This window comes from Pseudoxanthomonas sp. z9 (assembly GCF_006542425.1).
Lineage (GTDB): Bacteria > Pseudomonadota > Gammaproteobacteria > Xanthomonadales > Xanthomonadaceae > Pseudoxanthomonas_A.
Genome location: NZ_VFID01000001.1, coordinates 1 through 15,050, shown reverse-complemented (window position 1 = coordinate 15,050; position 15,050 = coordinate 1). Strand labels below are relative to the sequence as shown.

Annotated in this window: 13 protein-coding genes and 1 pseudogene; 10 read left to right on the top strand and 4 right to left on the bottom strand. The window is 69.4% G+C overall.

Annotated elements, in window-relative coordinates:
- Positions 1 to 92 precede the first annotated feature (92 nt).
- From FG323_RS00070 to FG323_RS00045, 6 genes are all read left to right on the top strand, one after another.
- On the top strand, positions 93 to 1,625 hold the full coding sequence (locus FG323_RS00070) for an aldehyde dehydrogenase family protein (RefSeq protein WP_141452398.1): 1,533 nt from the start codon (positions 93 to 95) through the stop codon (positions 1,623 to 1,625).
- Between the two features lie 25 nt (positions 1,626 to 1,650).
- Positions 1,651 to 1,935: a DUF4190 domain-containing protein gene (locus FG323_RS00065; RefSeq protein WP_141452397.1), complete on the top strand. Its 285-nt coding sequence runs from the start codon at positions 1,651 to 1,653 to the stop codon at positions 1,933 to 1,935.
- A gap of 10 nt (positions 1,936 to 1,945) precedes the next feature.
- Positions 1,946 to 2,716 (top strand): class I SAM-dependent methyltransferase, encoded by a 771-nt coding sequence (locus FG323_RS00060; RefSeq protein ID WP_141452396.1) that lies wholly within the window; start codon positions 1,946 to 1,948, stop codon positions 2,714 to 2,716.
- A complete protein-coding gene (locus FG323_RS00055) occupies positions 2,716 to 3,771 on the top strand; it encodes a quinone-dependent dihydroorotate dehydrogenase (protein ID WP_141452395.1) in 1,056 nt (351 codons plus the stop codon). Before FG323_RS00060 ends, FG323_RS00055 begins: the two co-directional genes overlap by 1 nt.
- Positions 3,768 to 4,808 (top strand): UDP-N-acetylmuramate dehydrogenase, encoded by a 1,041-nt coding sequence (gene murB / locus FG323_RS00050; RefSeq protein WP_141452394.1) that lies wholly within the window; start codon positions 3,768 to 3,770, stop codon positions 4,806 to 4,808. Before FG323_RS00055 ends, murB begins: the two co-directional genes overlap by 4 nt.
- A gap of 184 nt (positions 4,809 to 4,992) precedes the next feature.
- Positions 4,993 to 5,901, top strand: coding sequence for a DMT family transporter (locus FG323_RS00045; protein WP_141452393.1), 909 nt, complete (start codon positions 4,993 to 4,995; stop codon positions 5,899 to 5,901).
- 39 nt (positions 5,902 to 5,940) lie between these two features.
- Here FG323_RS00045 and FG323_RS00040 read toward each other — a convergent pair whose 3' ends face one another.
- Positions 5,941 to 8,643: a serine/threonine-protein kinase gene (locus FG323_RS00040; RefSeq protein WP_181444030.1), complete on the bottom strand. Its 2,703-nt coding sequence runs from the start codon at positions 8,641 to 8,643 to the stop codon at positions 5,941 to 5,943.
- Between the two features lie 97 nt (positions 8,644 to 8,740).
- Here FG323_RS00040 and FG323_RS00035 point away from each other — a divergent pair, with 97 nt between their 5' ends.
- A complete protein-coding gene (locus FG323_RS00035; RefSeq protein WP_141452391.1) occupies positions 8,741 to 9,628 on the top strand; it encodes a GGDEF domain-containing protein in 888 nt (295 codons plus the stop codon).
- A 122-nt stretch (positions 9,629 to 9,750) separates the two neighbouring features.
- Here FG323_RS00035 and FG323_RS00030 read toward each other — a convergent pair.
- Positions 9,751 to 10,683: pseudogene (locus FG323_RS00030) on the bottom strand (DedA family protein/thiosulfate sulfurtransferase GlpE); the annotation flags it as partial.
- Between the two features lie 172 nt (positions 10,684 to 10,855).
- Here FG323_RS00030 and FG323_RS00025 point away from each other — a divergent pair.
- Positions 10,856 to 11,206 carry a hypothetical protein gene (locus FG323_RS00025; protein WP_141452389.1) on the top strand — a complete coding sequence of 117 codons (351 nt, stop codon included), beginning with the start codon at positions 10,856 to 10,858 and terminating at the stop codon, positions 11,204 to 11,206.
- On the opposite strand, the gene FG323_RS00020 is transcribed toward FG323_RS00025, so the two are convergent.
- Together FG323_RS00020 and ispG are read right to left on the bottom strand one after the other, a co-directional pair.
- On the bottom strand, positions 11,191 to 11,874 hold the full coding sequence (locus FG323_RS00020; protein ID WP_141452550.1) for a phosphatase PAP2 family protein: 684 nt from the start codon (positions 11,872 to 11,874) through the stop codon (positions 11,191 to 11,193). The two genes, FG323_RS00025 and FG323_RS00020, sit on opposite strands and share 16 nt — an antisense overlap.
- Before the next feature lie 4 nt (positions 11,875 to 11,878).
- A complete protein-coding gene (gene ispG, locus FG323_RS00015) occupies positions 11,879 to 13,144 on the bottom strand; it encodes a flavodoxin-dependent (E)-4-hydroxy-3-methylbut-2-enyl-diphosphate synthase (protein ID WP_141452388.1) in 1,266 nt (421 codons plus the stop codon).
- A gap of 124 nt (positions 13,145 to 13,268) precedes the next feature.
- Here ispG and FG323_RS00010 point away from each other — a divergent pair, with 124 nt between their 5' ends.
- Both FG323_RS00010 and FG323_RS00005 read left to right on the top strand, forming a co-directional pair.
- Complete coding sequence (locus FG323_RS00010; RefSeq protein ID WP_141452387.1) at positions 13,269 to 14,492, top strand: ATP-binding protein; 1,224 nt, start codon at positions 13,269 to 13,271, stop codon at positions 14,490 to 14,492.
- Positions 14,489 to 15,031 carry a response regulator transcription factor gene (locus FG323_RS00005; RefSeq protein ID WP_141452386.1) on the top strand — a complete coding sequence of 181 codons (543 nt, stop codon included), beginning with the start codon at positions 14,489 to 14,491 and terminating at the stop codon, positions 15,029 to 15,031. Before FG323_RS00010 ends, FG323_RS00005 begins: the two co-directional genes overlap by 4 nt.
- Positions 15,032 to 15,050: the final 19 nt, after the last annotated feature.

The following is a 15,050-nucleotide window of genomic DNA, read 5'->3' as shown; positions in this document are numbered from 1 at the left end:
CCAGGCGGACCGGCGGGATCGCTCTGCTAAAATCGGCGGCCCGCTGGCGCAGTCGCGCCGTGCCTTTTTCCGAATCTTTTCTGGAGCGCTCCATGCCCGCAGACATCCTCAAGGCACTCGGCCTTGGCAAGACCAACTCCGGCACCTACCTGGGCCGCGGCGAGTGGTCCACGACCACCGACGCCGGCCTGTTGCAGTCGATCAATCCGACCACCAACGAGGTGATTGCCGAGGTCCATGCCAGCAGCCAGGCCGACTACGAAACCGTGGTCGCGCGCGCGCAGGAAGCCTTCAAGGTCTGGCGCACCACCCCGGCCCCGCGCCGCGGCGAAGCCGTGCGCCTGTGCGGCGAAGCGCTGCGCAGGCACAAGGACGCGCTGGGTTCGCTGGTCGCGCTGGAAATGGGCAAGAGCAAGCCCGAGGGCGATGGCGAAGTGCAGGAGATGATCGACATCGCCGACTTCGCGGTCGGCCAGAGCCGCATGCTGTACGGTTACACCATGCACTCCGAGCGTCCCGGCCACCGGATGTACGAGCAGTACCAGCCGCTGGGCCTGGTCGGCATCATCAGCGCGTTCAACTTCCCGGTCGCGGTGTGGTCGTGGAACTCGTTCCTGGCCGCGATCTGCGGCGACGTGTGCATCTGGAAGCCGTCCAACAAGACCCCGCTGACTGCCATCGCGTCGATGAAGATCTGCAATGACGCGCTGAAGGCCGCCGGCTTCCCGGACATCTTCTTCCTGATCAACGACGCCGGCATCGAGCTGGCCCAGCAGTTCGTCGACGACAAGCGCATCCCGCTGATCAGCTTCACCGGCTCCACCCAGGTCGGCCGCACCGTCGGCGAGCGCGTGGCCCGCCGCATGGGCCGCAGCCTGCTGGAGCTCGGCGGCAACAACGCGATCATCCTGGACGAAACCGCCGACCTGAAGCTGGCGATCCCGGGCATCGTGTTCGGCGCGGTCGGCACCGCCGGCCAGCGCTGCACCACCACCCGCCGCCTGATCGTGCACGAATCCATCTACGACACCGTGCTGTCCACCCTCATCAAGGCCTACAAGCAGGTCGAGGGCAAGATCGGCGATCCGACCGACCCGGCCAACCTGATGGGACCGCTCAACAGCCAAGGCGCGGTGCAGCAGTTCCTCGCTTCGGTCGAGAAGGCCAAGGCCAGCGGCGGCAAGGTCGAGACCGGCGGCACCGCGATCGATCGCCCCGGCAACTTCGTCCTGCCGACCATCGTCACCGGCCTGAAGAACTCCGACGAGGTGGTCCAGCACGAGACCTTCGCGCCTATCCTGTACGTGATGAAGTACAAGACCCTGGACGAGGCCATCGACATGCAGAACGGCGTGCCGCAGGGCCTGTCCTCGTCGATCTTCACCCAGAACCTGAAGGCGGCCGAGCAGTTCCTGTCGGCGGCCGGCTCGGACTGCGGCATCGCCAACGTCAACATCGGCACCAGCGGCGCCGAGATCGGCGGCGCGTTCGGCGGCGAGAAGGAAACCGGTGGCGGTCGCGAATCCGGTTCGGATGCGTGGAAGGTCTACATGCGCCGCCAGACCAACACCATCAACTATTCCGACTCGCTGCCGCTGGCGCAGGGTATAAAGTTCGACCTCTGAGCCCCGAGAAAGGAAAAGGACGCCGATGAACGCACCCGCCCGCCAGACCAGCACCCTGGCCATCATCAGCCTGATCGCCGGCATCCTCGGCTGGAGCCTGCTGCCCTTCCTGGGCAGCATCGGCGCGATCATCACCGGCCACATGGCGCGGGCCGAAATCCGTCGCGAGCCGCAGCGCCTGGACGGCGACGGGTTCGCGGTGGCCGGGCTGATCCTGGGCTGGCTGTCGGTCGTCCTGTGGATCATCGGCATCCTGGTGTTCGTGCTGTTCTTCGGCGGCCTGGTGTGGCTGGGCACGCTGAGCCAGTGAGCCGGGCCCGGTGACCGGCGCCGGCGACAGCGCACGACGCTTCAGCAACCGGGTCGCGGACTATGTCCGCTACCGCCCCGGCTACCCGGACGCCCTGTTCGACTGGCTGCACGGCGAACAGGACGTCCCGCCCGGCGCACTGGTCGCCGACATCGGCGCCGGCACCGGTATCGCCACTCGTGCCTGGCTGCTGCGCGGCCACCCGGTGATCGCGGTGGAACCCAATGCCGCCATGCGCGAGGCGCTGGTGGCGGATCTGGCCGGCGAACCTGGCCTGCGCACGACCGACGGCAGCGCCGAAGCCACCGGACTGGAAGTGGCCAGCATCGATCTGGTATCCAGCGCCCAGGCCTTCCACTGGTTCGAACCCGAGACGACCCGCCGCGAATGGGCGCGCATCCTGCGCCCCGGCGGCCTGGCCTGCGTGTTCTGGAACAGCCGCCTGCCCGACGCCTCGCCGTTCCTGCGCGACTACGAAGCCCTGCTGCACGCCTACGGCCAGGACTATGCCCGGGTCGCCGAACGCCACCCGGACGACGATGCCATGCAGGCCTGGTTCGGGCCGGGTTTCCGCGCGATGGCGCGCTTCCCGCACGCCCAGCCGCTGGATTTCGACGCCCTGTACGGCCGCCTGCGCTCCTCCTCCTCCACACCCCCGCCCGGGGATCCCCGGCACGAGCCGATGCGGGCGGAATTGCGCCGGGTATTCGATAAACACGCCGAACAGGGCATGATCCGTTTCGACTATCTGACCCGCGTGTTCGTCGGCACCCTGCACTGATGTACAAACTCGCTCGCCCCTTCCTGTTCGGTTTCGACGCCGAGCGCGCCCATGGCCTGGGACTCATGGCCATCGAGACCGCCTACCGGACCGGCACGATGCCGCTGCTGGCGCGTTCCCCGCAGCCGCTGCCGACCAAGCTGCTGGGCCTGACCTTCCCCAATCCGGTCGGGCTGGCCGCGGGCCTGGACAAGAACGGCGCCCATGTCGAGGCCTTGTTCGGGCTGGGCTTTGGCTTCGTCGAGGTGGGCACGGTCACGCCGCGCCCGCAGCCGGGCAACCCGAAGCCGCGCATGTTCCGGCTGCCGGCCCACCAGGCGGTGATCAACCGGCTGGGCTTCAACAACGAGGGCGTCGACGCGCTGGTACGCAACATCGAGCGGATCCGCCGCCGCACCGGCGTGCTCGGCATCAATATCGGCAAGAACAAGGACACCTCCAACGAACGGGCCGCCTCGGACTACCTGTATTGCCTGGAACGGGTCTATCCGCTGGCCGACTACATCACCGTCAACATCTCCTCGCCCAACACCGCCGGCCTGCGCGAGCTGCAGGAGGAACAGGCACTGCGCCAATTGATCGGCAGCCTGCGCGAGGCGCAGGAGGATCTGGCCGCACAACACGGCCGGCGTGTGCCGATGCTGGTGAAGGTCGCGCCGGACCTGTCCGACGACGACATCGACGCGGTGGCGCGTGTGCTTGGCGATCTGGGCGTGGACGGGGTCATCGCCACCAACACCACCGTCTCGCGCATCAGCGTGCAGGACGATCCGCTGGCCCACGAGACCGGCGGCCTTTCCGGCGCGCCGCTGATGGGACAGTCGACGCTGGTGCTGCGCCGGCTGCGCACCCGCCTGCCAGACCGGATTCCGCTGATTGGCGTGGGCGGCATCCTCTCGGGCGCCGACGCGGTGGCCAAGATGGCCGCGGGCGCTTCGCTGGTGCAGGTCTATTCCGGCATGGTCTATCGCGGGCCGGAACTCATCGGCGAGTGCGTCGATGCCATCCGCCGCCGCCGCGAGGCGCCCAGCCGCGGCGCGGTGGCGCCGGAATGAGTGCGCCCTATCGCCTGACCCGCGATGCCTCGCTGCGCAATCGCAACACCTTCGGGGTGGAAGCGCGCGCGCCTTGGCTGATCGAACTGGACGACACCGCCGCGCTGCCGGAACTGCTGGCGCGGCCGGAAATCGCCGAGACATCCCTGCTGGTGCTGGGCGGCGGCAGCAACCTGTTGTTCGCCGGCGACGCCGAGGGACCGGTGCTGGCGCTGACCGCCGCCGCGACCCGCGTGCTGTCCCAGGACGCCACCCACGCGCGCGTGCGCGCCGAAGCCGGCGTGCCCTGGCACGCGCTGGTGATGTGGTCGTTGCAACAGGGGCTGTGCGGGCTGGAGAACCTCGCGCTGATTCCGGGCACCGCCGGTGCCGCGCCCATCCAGAACATCGGCGCCTATGGCGTGGAAGTCGGCGAATTCATCCACGCGGTGGAAGCCTGGGATCGCCGCGAAGGCGTCCTGCGCCGGCTGGACCGCAGTGCCTGCGCGTTCGGTTATCGCGACAGCGTGTTCAAGCACGAACCGGACCGCTACATCGTCACCGCGGTGGAGCTGGACCTGCTGCGCACGCCCGCGCCGCGGCTGGACTACGCCGGCCTCGGCGAGGAACTGGCGGCGATGGGCATCGCCCGGCCGGATGCGCGCGACGTCGCCGAAGCGGTGATCGCGATCCGCAGCCGCAAGCTGCCGGACCCGGCGGCAATCGGCAACGCCGGCAGCTTCTTCAAGAATCCAATCGTGCCGGCGGCGCTGGCCGAATCCCTGCAGGCCGCGCATCCGGGCCTGCCGGTGTTCCGCGGCGACGCGGCGGACACCCGCAAGATCTCCGCCGCCTGGATGATCGATGCCTGCGGCTGGAAGGGGCATCGCGATGGCGATGCCGGCGTGGCCGCCTCACACGCGCTGGTCCTGGTCAACCACGGCAACGCCAGCGGCATGCAGTTGCTGGCGCTGGCCCGGCGCATCGCCGAATCGGTGGAGCGCCGTTTCGGCGTCGCCATCGAACCCGAGCCACGCATCATCGGCGCGCGCTGGTAGCCATGCGCGTCGCCGCTCCCGCCCTGTCCCGCTTCCGCCCGCCCGTCCACGGCGCGCGGAATGGACGGCGGGGCGGAAGCCGCGTTCCCTGCCGCTTCGCGCGCGCGATGCGAACGCATTCCCTTCATTGCCTTCCGTGCACGCTGGCCATCGCGCCACCGTGCCCGTCCGCCGTGGAAACCTGATGCCCGCCATTCCCGTCCACTTCCGCGCCGCCGCGCTGATGCTGGCCAGCACGATGTTCTTCGCGATGATGGTGGTCGCGATCCGGCTGGCCTCGGCCAGCCTGCACACCTTCGAGATTGCGTTCTTCCGCAACTTCTTCGGCCTGCTGGCGGCGCTGCCGCTGCTGGTCAAGCACGGGCCGGGGCTGCTGAAGACCCAGCATTTCCCGCGCTACCTGTTCCGCTGCGTGATCGGCATCTGCTCGATGCTGGCCGGCTTCTGGGCCATCGGCCACCTGCCGTTGGCGCAGGCGGTGTCGCTGTCCTACTCCACCCCGCTGTTCGTCACCCTGGCCGCGGCCGCGATGCTCAATGAAAAGGTCCGCGCCCGCCGCTGGACCGCGGTGGTGCTGGGTTTCCTGGGCGTGCTGATCATCGTGCGTCCCGGCACCGCGGAGTTCAGCATGGACGCCATGATCGCGGTGCTGGCGGCGGTGATGAGCGCGCTGGTGGCGATCCAGATCAAGCAGCTGTCGCAGACCGAGCCGGCCGACCGCATCGTGCTCTACACCACCCTGCTGTGGGTGCCGATGTCGCTGGTACCCGCGCTGAGCGTGTGGGAGTGGCCGCAGGGCATCACCTGGCTGTGGGTGATCGCCGCCGGCGTGATGGGCACCGGCGGACACATGCTGTGGACGCGTGCACTGAAGCTGGGCGAGGTTTCAGCGCTGACACCGATCAGCTTCATGCAGTTGCCGGTGGTGGCGGTGTTCGGCTGGGTGCTGTTCGACGAAAGCCTGGATCGCTGGACCCTGCTGGGCGCGGCGATCATCTTCGGCGCCAACGCCTATATCGCCCATCGCGAGGCGGTGCTGTCGCGCAAGGCGGCCTCCGAGGCGGCGACCTCGGCCGCCAAGCCGGGCGAGTGAGGTCGCGTCCGCAACGACCCGACGCGCCCCGTCCCGCCCTTACTTGAACCCCGTCGGCGGTCGCCCCTCGCGGATGGCATCGGCCAGCGCGGCCAGCGGTTCACTCAGGGTGTCGGGTCTGGCCGACAGCAACGGCTCCAGGTATTGCCGACGCAGGGCCTGTGCCTGTGCTTCATGGCCAAAGCCCGCTTCGGCGGTGGCCAGCGTCCAGATCGCATGCAGCGTTTCCGGATGTTGTTCCCCGAGCAGGCGCCGGCGGACCTCGACCACTTCGCGATAGGACGCCAGCGCCAGCGAGTTATCGCCCAGCGTGCGCGCGGCGTCGCCGCGGATCAGCAGGGCGCGCTGGGTCTGCGGATGCTTCATCCCCAGCACGTCACGCGCCAGCGGCAGGCCATCGCGCAACAGGGCCAGGCTCTGCTGCGGATGCCCATCGCGCAGCAGCGTGCCGGCGTGGTTGATCAGGATCGACAGCGTGTCCGGATGATTGGCGCCGAGCAGCCGTGTCCGCTGTTCCAGCACCTGCCGCTCCAGCGGCAGCGCGGCGGCATAGTCGTCCAGCCTTGCGTAGGTCGTGGCCAGGTTGAGGCGCGCGCGGATGGTCTGCGGGTGCAGCGGCCCGAGCACGCGTTCGCGGCCGGCCAGCACCGCCTTCATCATCGGCAGCGCTTCCCCGGCGGCGTTGGAGTCCGCCAGCATGCTGGCCAGGGTGCCGCGCGCATGCAGCGTCAGTGGATGATCGTTGCCGAGCCGGCGGGTCTGTATCGCCAGCAGTTCGCGCTGCAACTTGACCGCGCCTTCCTTCTCGCCGGTGATCATCCGCATCACCGCCAGATTGCCGGTGGCCGCCAGGGTGTCCTTGTGTTCGGCACCCTGCACCGCCACCCGCAACGGCAGCAGCTTTTCCATGTTCGCCCGCGCCTCGGCCATCTCGCCGACCGCGCGTTGCATGTCGGCCAGCGCGTTGAGGGCGTCCATCGCCGCGGGATCGCGATCGCCCGCCTGCTTCGCCAACCGCTCGTGCAGCGACTGCAGCAGGGTCTTGGCCCGTTCACGCTCGCCGCGCGCGGACAGCAGGCTGGCCTGGGCGATCTCCAGTCCGGCGCGGGTGGGATCGTTCAACGGCAGCGGCCGCGCCAGCGGTTGCGCGCGTTCGATGATGGCCGCGGCGGCGTCCACCTCGGCCGCGCCGAGCAGCGCCTCGGCCTGTTCCAGGCGCGCGGCCAGCGTCGCCCGGTCGGCTTCGCCGGACTGCCCGGCGCGGTAGTCGGCGACCTTGCCGAATTCCCGCGCGGCCTGCGGGCTCATGCCCAGGGCGGCATAGACGCGTGCGACCGATTCACGCAGGTTGGCGGCCAGCGCCGGTTGCCGGGCGAAGTCGCGATCAATGGCGGCCTCGGCGCTGGCCAGCAGATCACGATCGATCATGCCGCGTGCCAGATCGGCGGTGTTGATTCCGGCCAGCAGTTGTTCCAGCGAGGCGCGGACGGACGGATCGGCTGCGGCGATCTGCGCGCGCATGCCACCGGCCAGACCGCCGCCCATGGCCTCGATATCGATGCCTTCCAGCATCGATTGCTGAAACGCGGCGACCTTCTCCAGCTCCGCGCTGCGCTGCTCGGCGATCGCCCGTTGCGCCCGCGCCTGCATCAGGCCGTACACCGACACCGCAAGACCACCCAGCAGCGCCAGCCCGACCACCGCCGCGGCGATCAGGGCCGTGCGATGGCGGGCGAAGAAGCGCGACCAGCGGTAGCGACGGGTCGGCGGCACCGCCGCCAGCGGTGCGCCCTCCAGGAACCGCTGCAGATCCGCGGCCAGTTCGGCGACCGATGCGTAGCGCGCATTGCGATCATGGGCCATCGCCTTGGCGACCACCCAGTCCAGTTCCTCGCGCAACGCGCGCCTCAGATGGCGATCGTCGCCGGCCCGCGCGGCCGCGGTCGGCTGCGCGGCGAGCTGCTCGGACGGCAGGCGCAGGACGCTGCCATCGGCGGTGCCGCCGTCGCGCACGCCGGGTCGGCTGCCGGTCAGCAGTTCGTGCAGCAGCACGCCCAGCGAGTAGACGTCGCTGCGCGTATCGAGGGTGGCGAGGTCGCCCCCGGCCTGTTCCGGGCTCATGTAGTCCGGGGTGCCGGCGCGCTCCTGCATGCCGGCCAGCGCGCGCGAAGTGGCGGTGGCGATGCCGAAGTCGATGATCTTGGGCGCGGCGCGGCCGTCGATGCGATCGACCAGAATGTTGCCGGGTTTCAGATCCCGGTGGATCACGCCCTTGTGGTGGGCGTGCTGGACGCCTTCGCAGATGCGGATGAACAATGCCAGCCGTTCGCGCAGATCCAGTCCCTCCTCCGCGCAGAACACGGTGACCGGCCGCCCCTCGCTGAACTCCATGGCGAAGAACGGCACGCCGTCGTCGGTGGCGCCGGCGTCGTAGATCTGGGCGATGGCCGGATGCTGCATCTGTGCCAGCAACTGCCGTTCGATCTCGAAATAGGCCAGGTGGCGCGCTTCCACGCGATGGCCGCGCAACAGTTTCAGCGCCACGGTCCGGCGCACCGGCTCCAGTTGTTCCGCCCGGTACACCTCGCCCATGCCGCCACGTCCGAGCAGGCCCTCAAGCCGGTAGCGTCCCAGCCGCGCGCCCGGCGCGAAGGTCTGTCCGTCCGCGGGCATGTGCCCGGACAGGCGCGTCGCCAGAAGCTCGGTGGCTTCCGGGTCCGCCGATGGCGGTACTGGATTCATGGCGCATCCCCCTGGAGTGCCGCCATGGTAGCGGAAGCGCCGGCAGCCGCCACGCGGACCCGCTACACTCGACGCCTTCCTTCCCCGCGGCCGCAGCATGGCGCCCGATCACGAGACCACCCAGCGCACGATCCTGAGCGACGGACCCCGTCCGTCCGGCTCTCGCTCGGCGTGCGTGGTGGTGATCCAGGGCGAGGGCCTGGGCAGGCGCGCCGACATCGACGCGCAGCCGGTGGTGGTCGGGCGTTCGCGCGAGGCCGACCTGCACATCCCGCACCGGAGCGTATCGCGCCTGCATTGCCGGGTCTGGCGCGAAGGCGACGAATACCGCGTATGCGATCTGGATGCGACCAATCCCACCCGCCTCAACGACCGGCCGATCCAGGAGGCGACGCTGGCCGACGGCGATCACCTCACCTTGGGCGAGTGCATCCTCAAGTTCATCAGCCACGCCAGCGTCGAGGCGCACTACCACGAGGAGATCTACCAGCTCGCCACCCACGACGCGCTGACCGATCTCTACAACCGCCGCCACTTCATCGAGGCGGTCGAGCGCGAAATCGCCCGCGCCATGCGCCACCAGCGCCCGCTGACGATGTGCATCATCGACGTCGATCTGTTCAAGCCCATCAACGATCGCTACGGGCACATCTCCGGCGACAACGTGCTGCGACAGATCGCCGGCATCCTGCGCCGGCACGTGCGCAACGACGATTCCGCCGCGCGCATCGGCGGCGAGGAGTTCGCGGTGCTGCTGCCCGAATGCGATGGCGACGCCGCGTTCGGTTTCGCCGAGCGCCTGCGCCAGGCGGTGGCCGAGGCGGTGTTCAAGCCCGGCGGCGACGAACAGTCGATCACCGTCAGCATCGGCATCGCCGCGCTCACCCCCAGCCGCGACACCTGCAGCCGGATGATGGCCGCGGCCGACGCCGCGCTGTACCGGGCCAAGAGCGAAGGCCGCAATCGCGTCTGCATCCAGTATTGAATTTACGGGTGCGTTGATTTTTCGCGGGCGTCGGGGTCAAGAGCCCGCGCCGGGGACGGTGCTCCCGCCTGTTCCGTCATCCCGGATCCCCAATCCCCCATCCCGGACCCCGCTTCACCGCCGATCGCCACGACCGGCAATCCCGCCCCGCGCCAGGCGTCGATGCCACCGCGCAGCGGAACCGCGTCGAGATAGCCGCGTCGGCGCAGCTGGCCGGCCAGCCACGCCGCGGACACCTCATCCGGGCAGGCGCAGTAGATGACAACCCTGCGATCACGCGGCACGGTCGCCATGATGGCGTCCAGCCTGCGCTCATCGGCGAAGACCGCGCCGGGAATGATGAAGGGATCGACATCGCGGAAACCCGGCGCGCGGATGTCCAGGATCGCCGGTGCCTGCCCCGCACGCACCAGCGCATCCAGCGCGGCCGGTTCGATGCGCGCGGCTTCCAGCATCCGGAACAGCGCGCGCCGGCGCCACCAGCGATAGCCGACGTACAGGATCAGCCCCGCCACCACCAATGCCAGCGCGCCGACGCCCAGTTGCGACAGGGCCAGCAGCACGCCCTCCACCTGGCGGGAGAAGATCACGCCCAGCGCCAGTCCCACCGTCGCCCACAGCGCCGCGCCCAGCCCGTCATAACGCAGGAACCGCGGCAAGCCCGCCTGCATCGCCCCGGCCAGCGGCACCGCGACCATCGACAGGCCAGGCACGAACTTGGCCACCGCCAGCACGCGGATGCCGAAGCGGCCGTAGACACGTTCGGTTTGTTTCATGCAACTGTCGCGCGACAGCGACAGCCGGCACAGTGACTGCAGGGTGCGATTGCCGTAGCGGCGACCGGCGTAGAACCAGGCCGCGTCGCCCAGCAGGCTGGCCGAGACGGAGACCGCGAGCACGCCGAGCAACGCCGGCCACGCCGGATCCGCATGCAGGGCGATGCCCGCTCCCACCACGATCAGGGTCGGCATCGCCGGCACCGGCAAGCCCAGCGACAGCGCCAGCACGTTGACGAACACCAGTCCGATACCGAAACGCTCGACCAGCTCCTGCATATCCGTTCCATCCGCGCCCACGCGGCCTCCGCACCAGCGGCCATCGTCCCGCCGCGCGCGGACAACCACAAGCCGGGCGGATCGCAACAATCCGTTACGTTCTGCGGCCGCCCGCTTGCGACGCCGCCAGCGGTTCTCCTAGTCTGGGCCGGTCAGCAGGGAGGGAGCGCCGATGACCACCCGATTCGCGAGCGTCACCCCCATGGTGCCGGCCGGGCCATCGCTGGCCGAAGCGCTGGATTTCTACGTCGGCCGGATGGGCTTCCACGCGCTCTGGCAGGAAGGCGACATGGCCGGCATCGAGCGCGACGGCATCGGCTTCCATCTGGTCCGCAACAACGAGCCGCTGTGGGCGCACAACGCCAGTTTCAGCATCGGGGTGGCCGGACTGGACGCGCTTTACGCGGAATACCGGGACCTGCCCGCGCAGATCGGGCCGCTGGAAATGAAGTCTTGGGGCCGGCGCGAATTCCACCTGATCGTGCCGCCGGGGGTGTGTTTCCAGTTCTACGAGTTCGCCTGAGGGGCGCGCTTCCACGGCCCGCCGTTGCGATACAGAACGATATACAGGCCCGCCACCCAGGCCATGCCCGCGGCCCAGCCGCCGAGGATGTCCGAGGGATAATGCACGCCCAGGTAGACCCGCGACAGGCCGACCAGCAGGACGAAGGCGAGCGCGGCCAGCGCCGCCGGCCAGCGCCAGCGGGTGCGCCAGGCCAGCAGGAACACCACCATCGCCAGGGTCATCGACCCCATCGCGTGGCCGCTCGGGAAACTGAAGGTGTGCTCGGGCGCGACCGAATCCCACAGCGACGGCCGGTCGCGCTGGAAGAACTGCTTGGTCGCCAGGTTCAGCAGCGCCGAACCGATGAACGAGGCCGCCGCGAACAACGCCTCGCGCCAGCGCCGCCAGGCCAGCAGGCCGAGCACGACAACGATGTCGACCGGGATTACCCCGTATTGGTAGCCGGCCGCCGACACCCCGACGAAGAAGCGGTCCAGCGCCGGCGAGGCCAGCGCATGCATCCGCCACAGCAGCGGATCATCGAAGAAGAAATCCTCGAGTTCGTGGACCTCGTCGGCCAGTTCCACGAACAGCCAAAGTGGCGCCAGTACGCCGGCGAACAGCAGCAGGATCCGCAGGCCGCGTTCGCGCAACAATCCAAGCAGGGCGTTCAGCCCCTGGGCCAGGACCTCAGACGGCGCCACGCGTGTACTTGCGCTCGACGTAGCCGTCGATCAGGGCGATGAACTCCTGGGCGATGTTCTCGCCGCGCAGGGTCACCGCCTTTTCGCCATCAATGAATACCGGCGCGGCCGGCGCCTCGCCGGTGCCCGGCAGGGAAATGCCGATGTTGGCGTGGCGTGATTCGCCGGGACCGTTCACCACGCACCCCATCACCGCCAGGGTCATGTTCTCGGCGCCGGGGTGGCTGATCTTCCATTCCGGCATCTTGCCGCGGACGTGGTTCTGCACCACCTTGGCCAGTTCCTGGAAGAACTCGGAGGTGGTGCGGCCGCAGCCCGGACAGGCGGTGACCATCGGAGTGAAGGCGCGCTGGCCGGTGGTCTGCAGCAGTTCCTGCGCCACGATCACTTCCTGCGTGCGCGGCTGCCCCGGCTCGGGGGTGAGCGAGATGCGGATGGTGTCGCCGATGCCTTCCTGCAGCAGCACCGCCAGCGCCGCCGACGAGGCGACGATGCCCTTGCTGCCGATGCCGGCCTCGGTCAGGCCCAGGTGCAGCGCGAACTCCGAGCGCTGCGACATGTCGCGGTAGACCGCGATCAGTTCCTGCACGCCGCTGACCTTGGCCGACAGCACGATGCGATCGCGCGGCAGACCCAGTTCCACCGCGCGCTCGGCCGAGTCGACCGCCGAGCGGATCAGCGCTTCGCGCAGCACCCGGCCGGCGTCCCACGGCTGCTCGCGCTGGTGGTTCTCGTCCATCAGCTGCGCCGCCAGCGCCTGGTCCAGCGAGCCCCAGTTGGCGCCGATTCGCACCGGCTTGCCGTAGCGGATGGCGAATTCGATCAACTGGGCGAACTGGGTGTCCTTCTTCTTGCCGAAGCCGACGTTGCCCGGATTGATGCGGTACTTGGCCAGCGCCTCGGCGCAGGCGGGTTCGCCGGCCAGCAACTGGTGCCCGTTGTAGTGGAAATCGCCGATCAGCGGCACCGCGATGCCCATCATCTCCAGCTTCTCGCGGATGCGCGGGATCGCGGCGGCGGATTCGGGATTGTTGACGGTCAGCCGGACCATTTCCGAGCCGGCGCGCCAGAGCTCGGCCACCTGGCGGACGCTGGCGGCGATATCGGCGGTGTCGGTGTTGGTCATCGACTGCACCACCACCGGTTGCCCGCCGCCGACCTTCACCCCGCCGATGTCGACGATGTGGGTGATGCGGCGGGGCCAGGCGGCGGCGTTGGCGGGGGGCGTGGGGCGGCTGACGGCATCGTGCATGGCGCCCATTTTAGACTGGGAACCGGGCCGGGCAGCGCCGGTCGGCACGCTGCCGTTCACCCGAAGCGCTCCGGGCCGTCGTCCACCGGATGGCCGCGCTTGCCGCATCGTCTAGCATGTACGCATGCCCATCTCTTCTCCCAGCTTCCTGCGGACCCTGTGCAACCTGCGCTGGGTGGCCATCATCGGCCAGGCGGTGGCGGTCCTGGTCGCCACCGAGCTGATGCACATACCGCTGCCGGTCGCCCCGCTGTGGGGCGGCATCGGCCTGCTGGCCGCGTTCAACGTCTATGCCACCTGGCGCAGCCATCGGCTGGCGCCGGATTCGGCCGGGGTGGCGTTTCTGCACATGCTGGTCGACGTGGCCGTGCTGGCTTGGCTGGTCGGCTGGAGCGGCGGCATCACCAACCCCTTCAGCCCGATGTTCCTGCTGCTGATCGCGGTGGCCGCGCTGGCCCTGCCGCTGCGCTGGGTGCTGGCCACCGCCGCCGCCTCGCTGGTCGGCTATGCGCTGATGGCGGTGTTTGGCCGGCCCCTGCCTGCTTTCCACGGCAATGCGTTCAACCTGCACCTGTGGGGCATGGCGGTGAATTTCCTGCTGTCGGTCGGTGTGGTGCTTTACTTCTCCACCCGTCTGGTGGCCGCGCTGCGCCAGCGCGAACGCGAACTGGCGGTGCTACGCGAACGCTTCGCCCGCAACGAGGGCATCGTCGCCCTGGCCACCCACGCCGCGGCGGTCGCCCACGAACTCAACACGCCGCTGGCGACGATGACCCTGCTGAGCGAGGACATTGCCGAGCAGTGCGACGACGAGGCCATCCGCGAGGACGCCACCACCCTGCGCGAACTGGTCGACATCTGCCGCGACCGCGTGCGCGAGCTGGCCGCCTCCGCCGAGATGGGCCGCAACACCGGCGTGGACCTGGAGCGCGTCATCCACCGTTGGCAACTGGTGCGCCCGACCATCGAACTGCAGCGCGAGGGCGAACTGCCGCCACGGCTGCGGGTGGACCCCTCGATCGGCCACCTGTTGCAGGCGCTGCTCAACAACGCCGCGGACGCCAGCCAGCAGGCCGGTTCCACCCGGGTGGAACTGCGCCTGCGCTGCGATGGCGGCGAACTGATTGGTGAAGTGCGCGACGAGGGCGACGGCTTCCAGGACACCCTGCGCTTCCAATCCGATACCCTGTTCCGCAGCAGCAAGCCCGACGGCATGGGCGTGGGACTGGCGCTCTCGCACGCGACGGTCGAACGCCTGGGAGGTTCGCTGACCCTGCAGACCGCGTCGCCACGCGGCGTGCGGGTCAGGTTCCGCCTGCCGTTGCGCGGCACCCGGGATTTTCCATGAACGGCCTGTTGATCGACGACGACGAACTGTATGCCCGCACCCTCCAGCGCAGCTTGGCCCGGCGCGGCATCGAGACCCGCATCGCCCTGGATCCCCGCGAGGCGCTGCGCCTGGCGCGCGAGCAGGCGCCCGACTTCGCCCTGGTCGATCTGAAGCTGGGCGAATCCTCGGGCCTGACCCTGATCGAACCCCTGCGCGCACTGCGGCCGGACATGCGGATCCTGCTGGTGACCGGCTACGCGAGCGTGGCCACGGCGGTGGAGTCGATCAAGCGCGGCGCCGACGACTATCTGCCCAAGCCGGCCTCGCTGTCGTCCATCCTGCGCGCGCTCGGCATCGAGCAGAAGAGCGAGCCGCTGGAGCCGGAGGAAACCATGACGCCCCTGCACCGGCTGGAATGGGAGCACATCCAACAGGCGCTGGCGGAGACCGATGGCAATATTTCCGCCGCGGCGCGACTGCTGGGCATGCATCGACGATCGTTGCAGCGCAAGCTGCTGAAACGCCCCGGCCCCGAGCGTCGACAGGTCGACGAGTAGAGCGGAGCTTGCTCCGCGA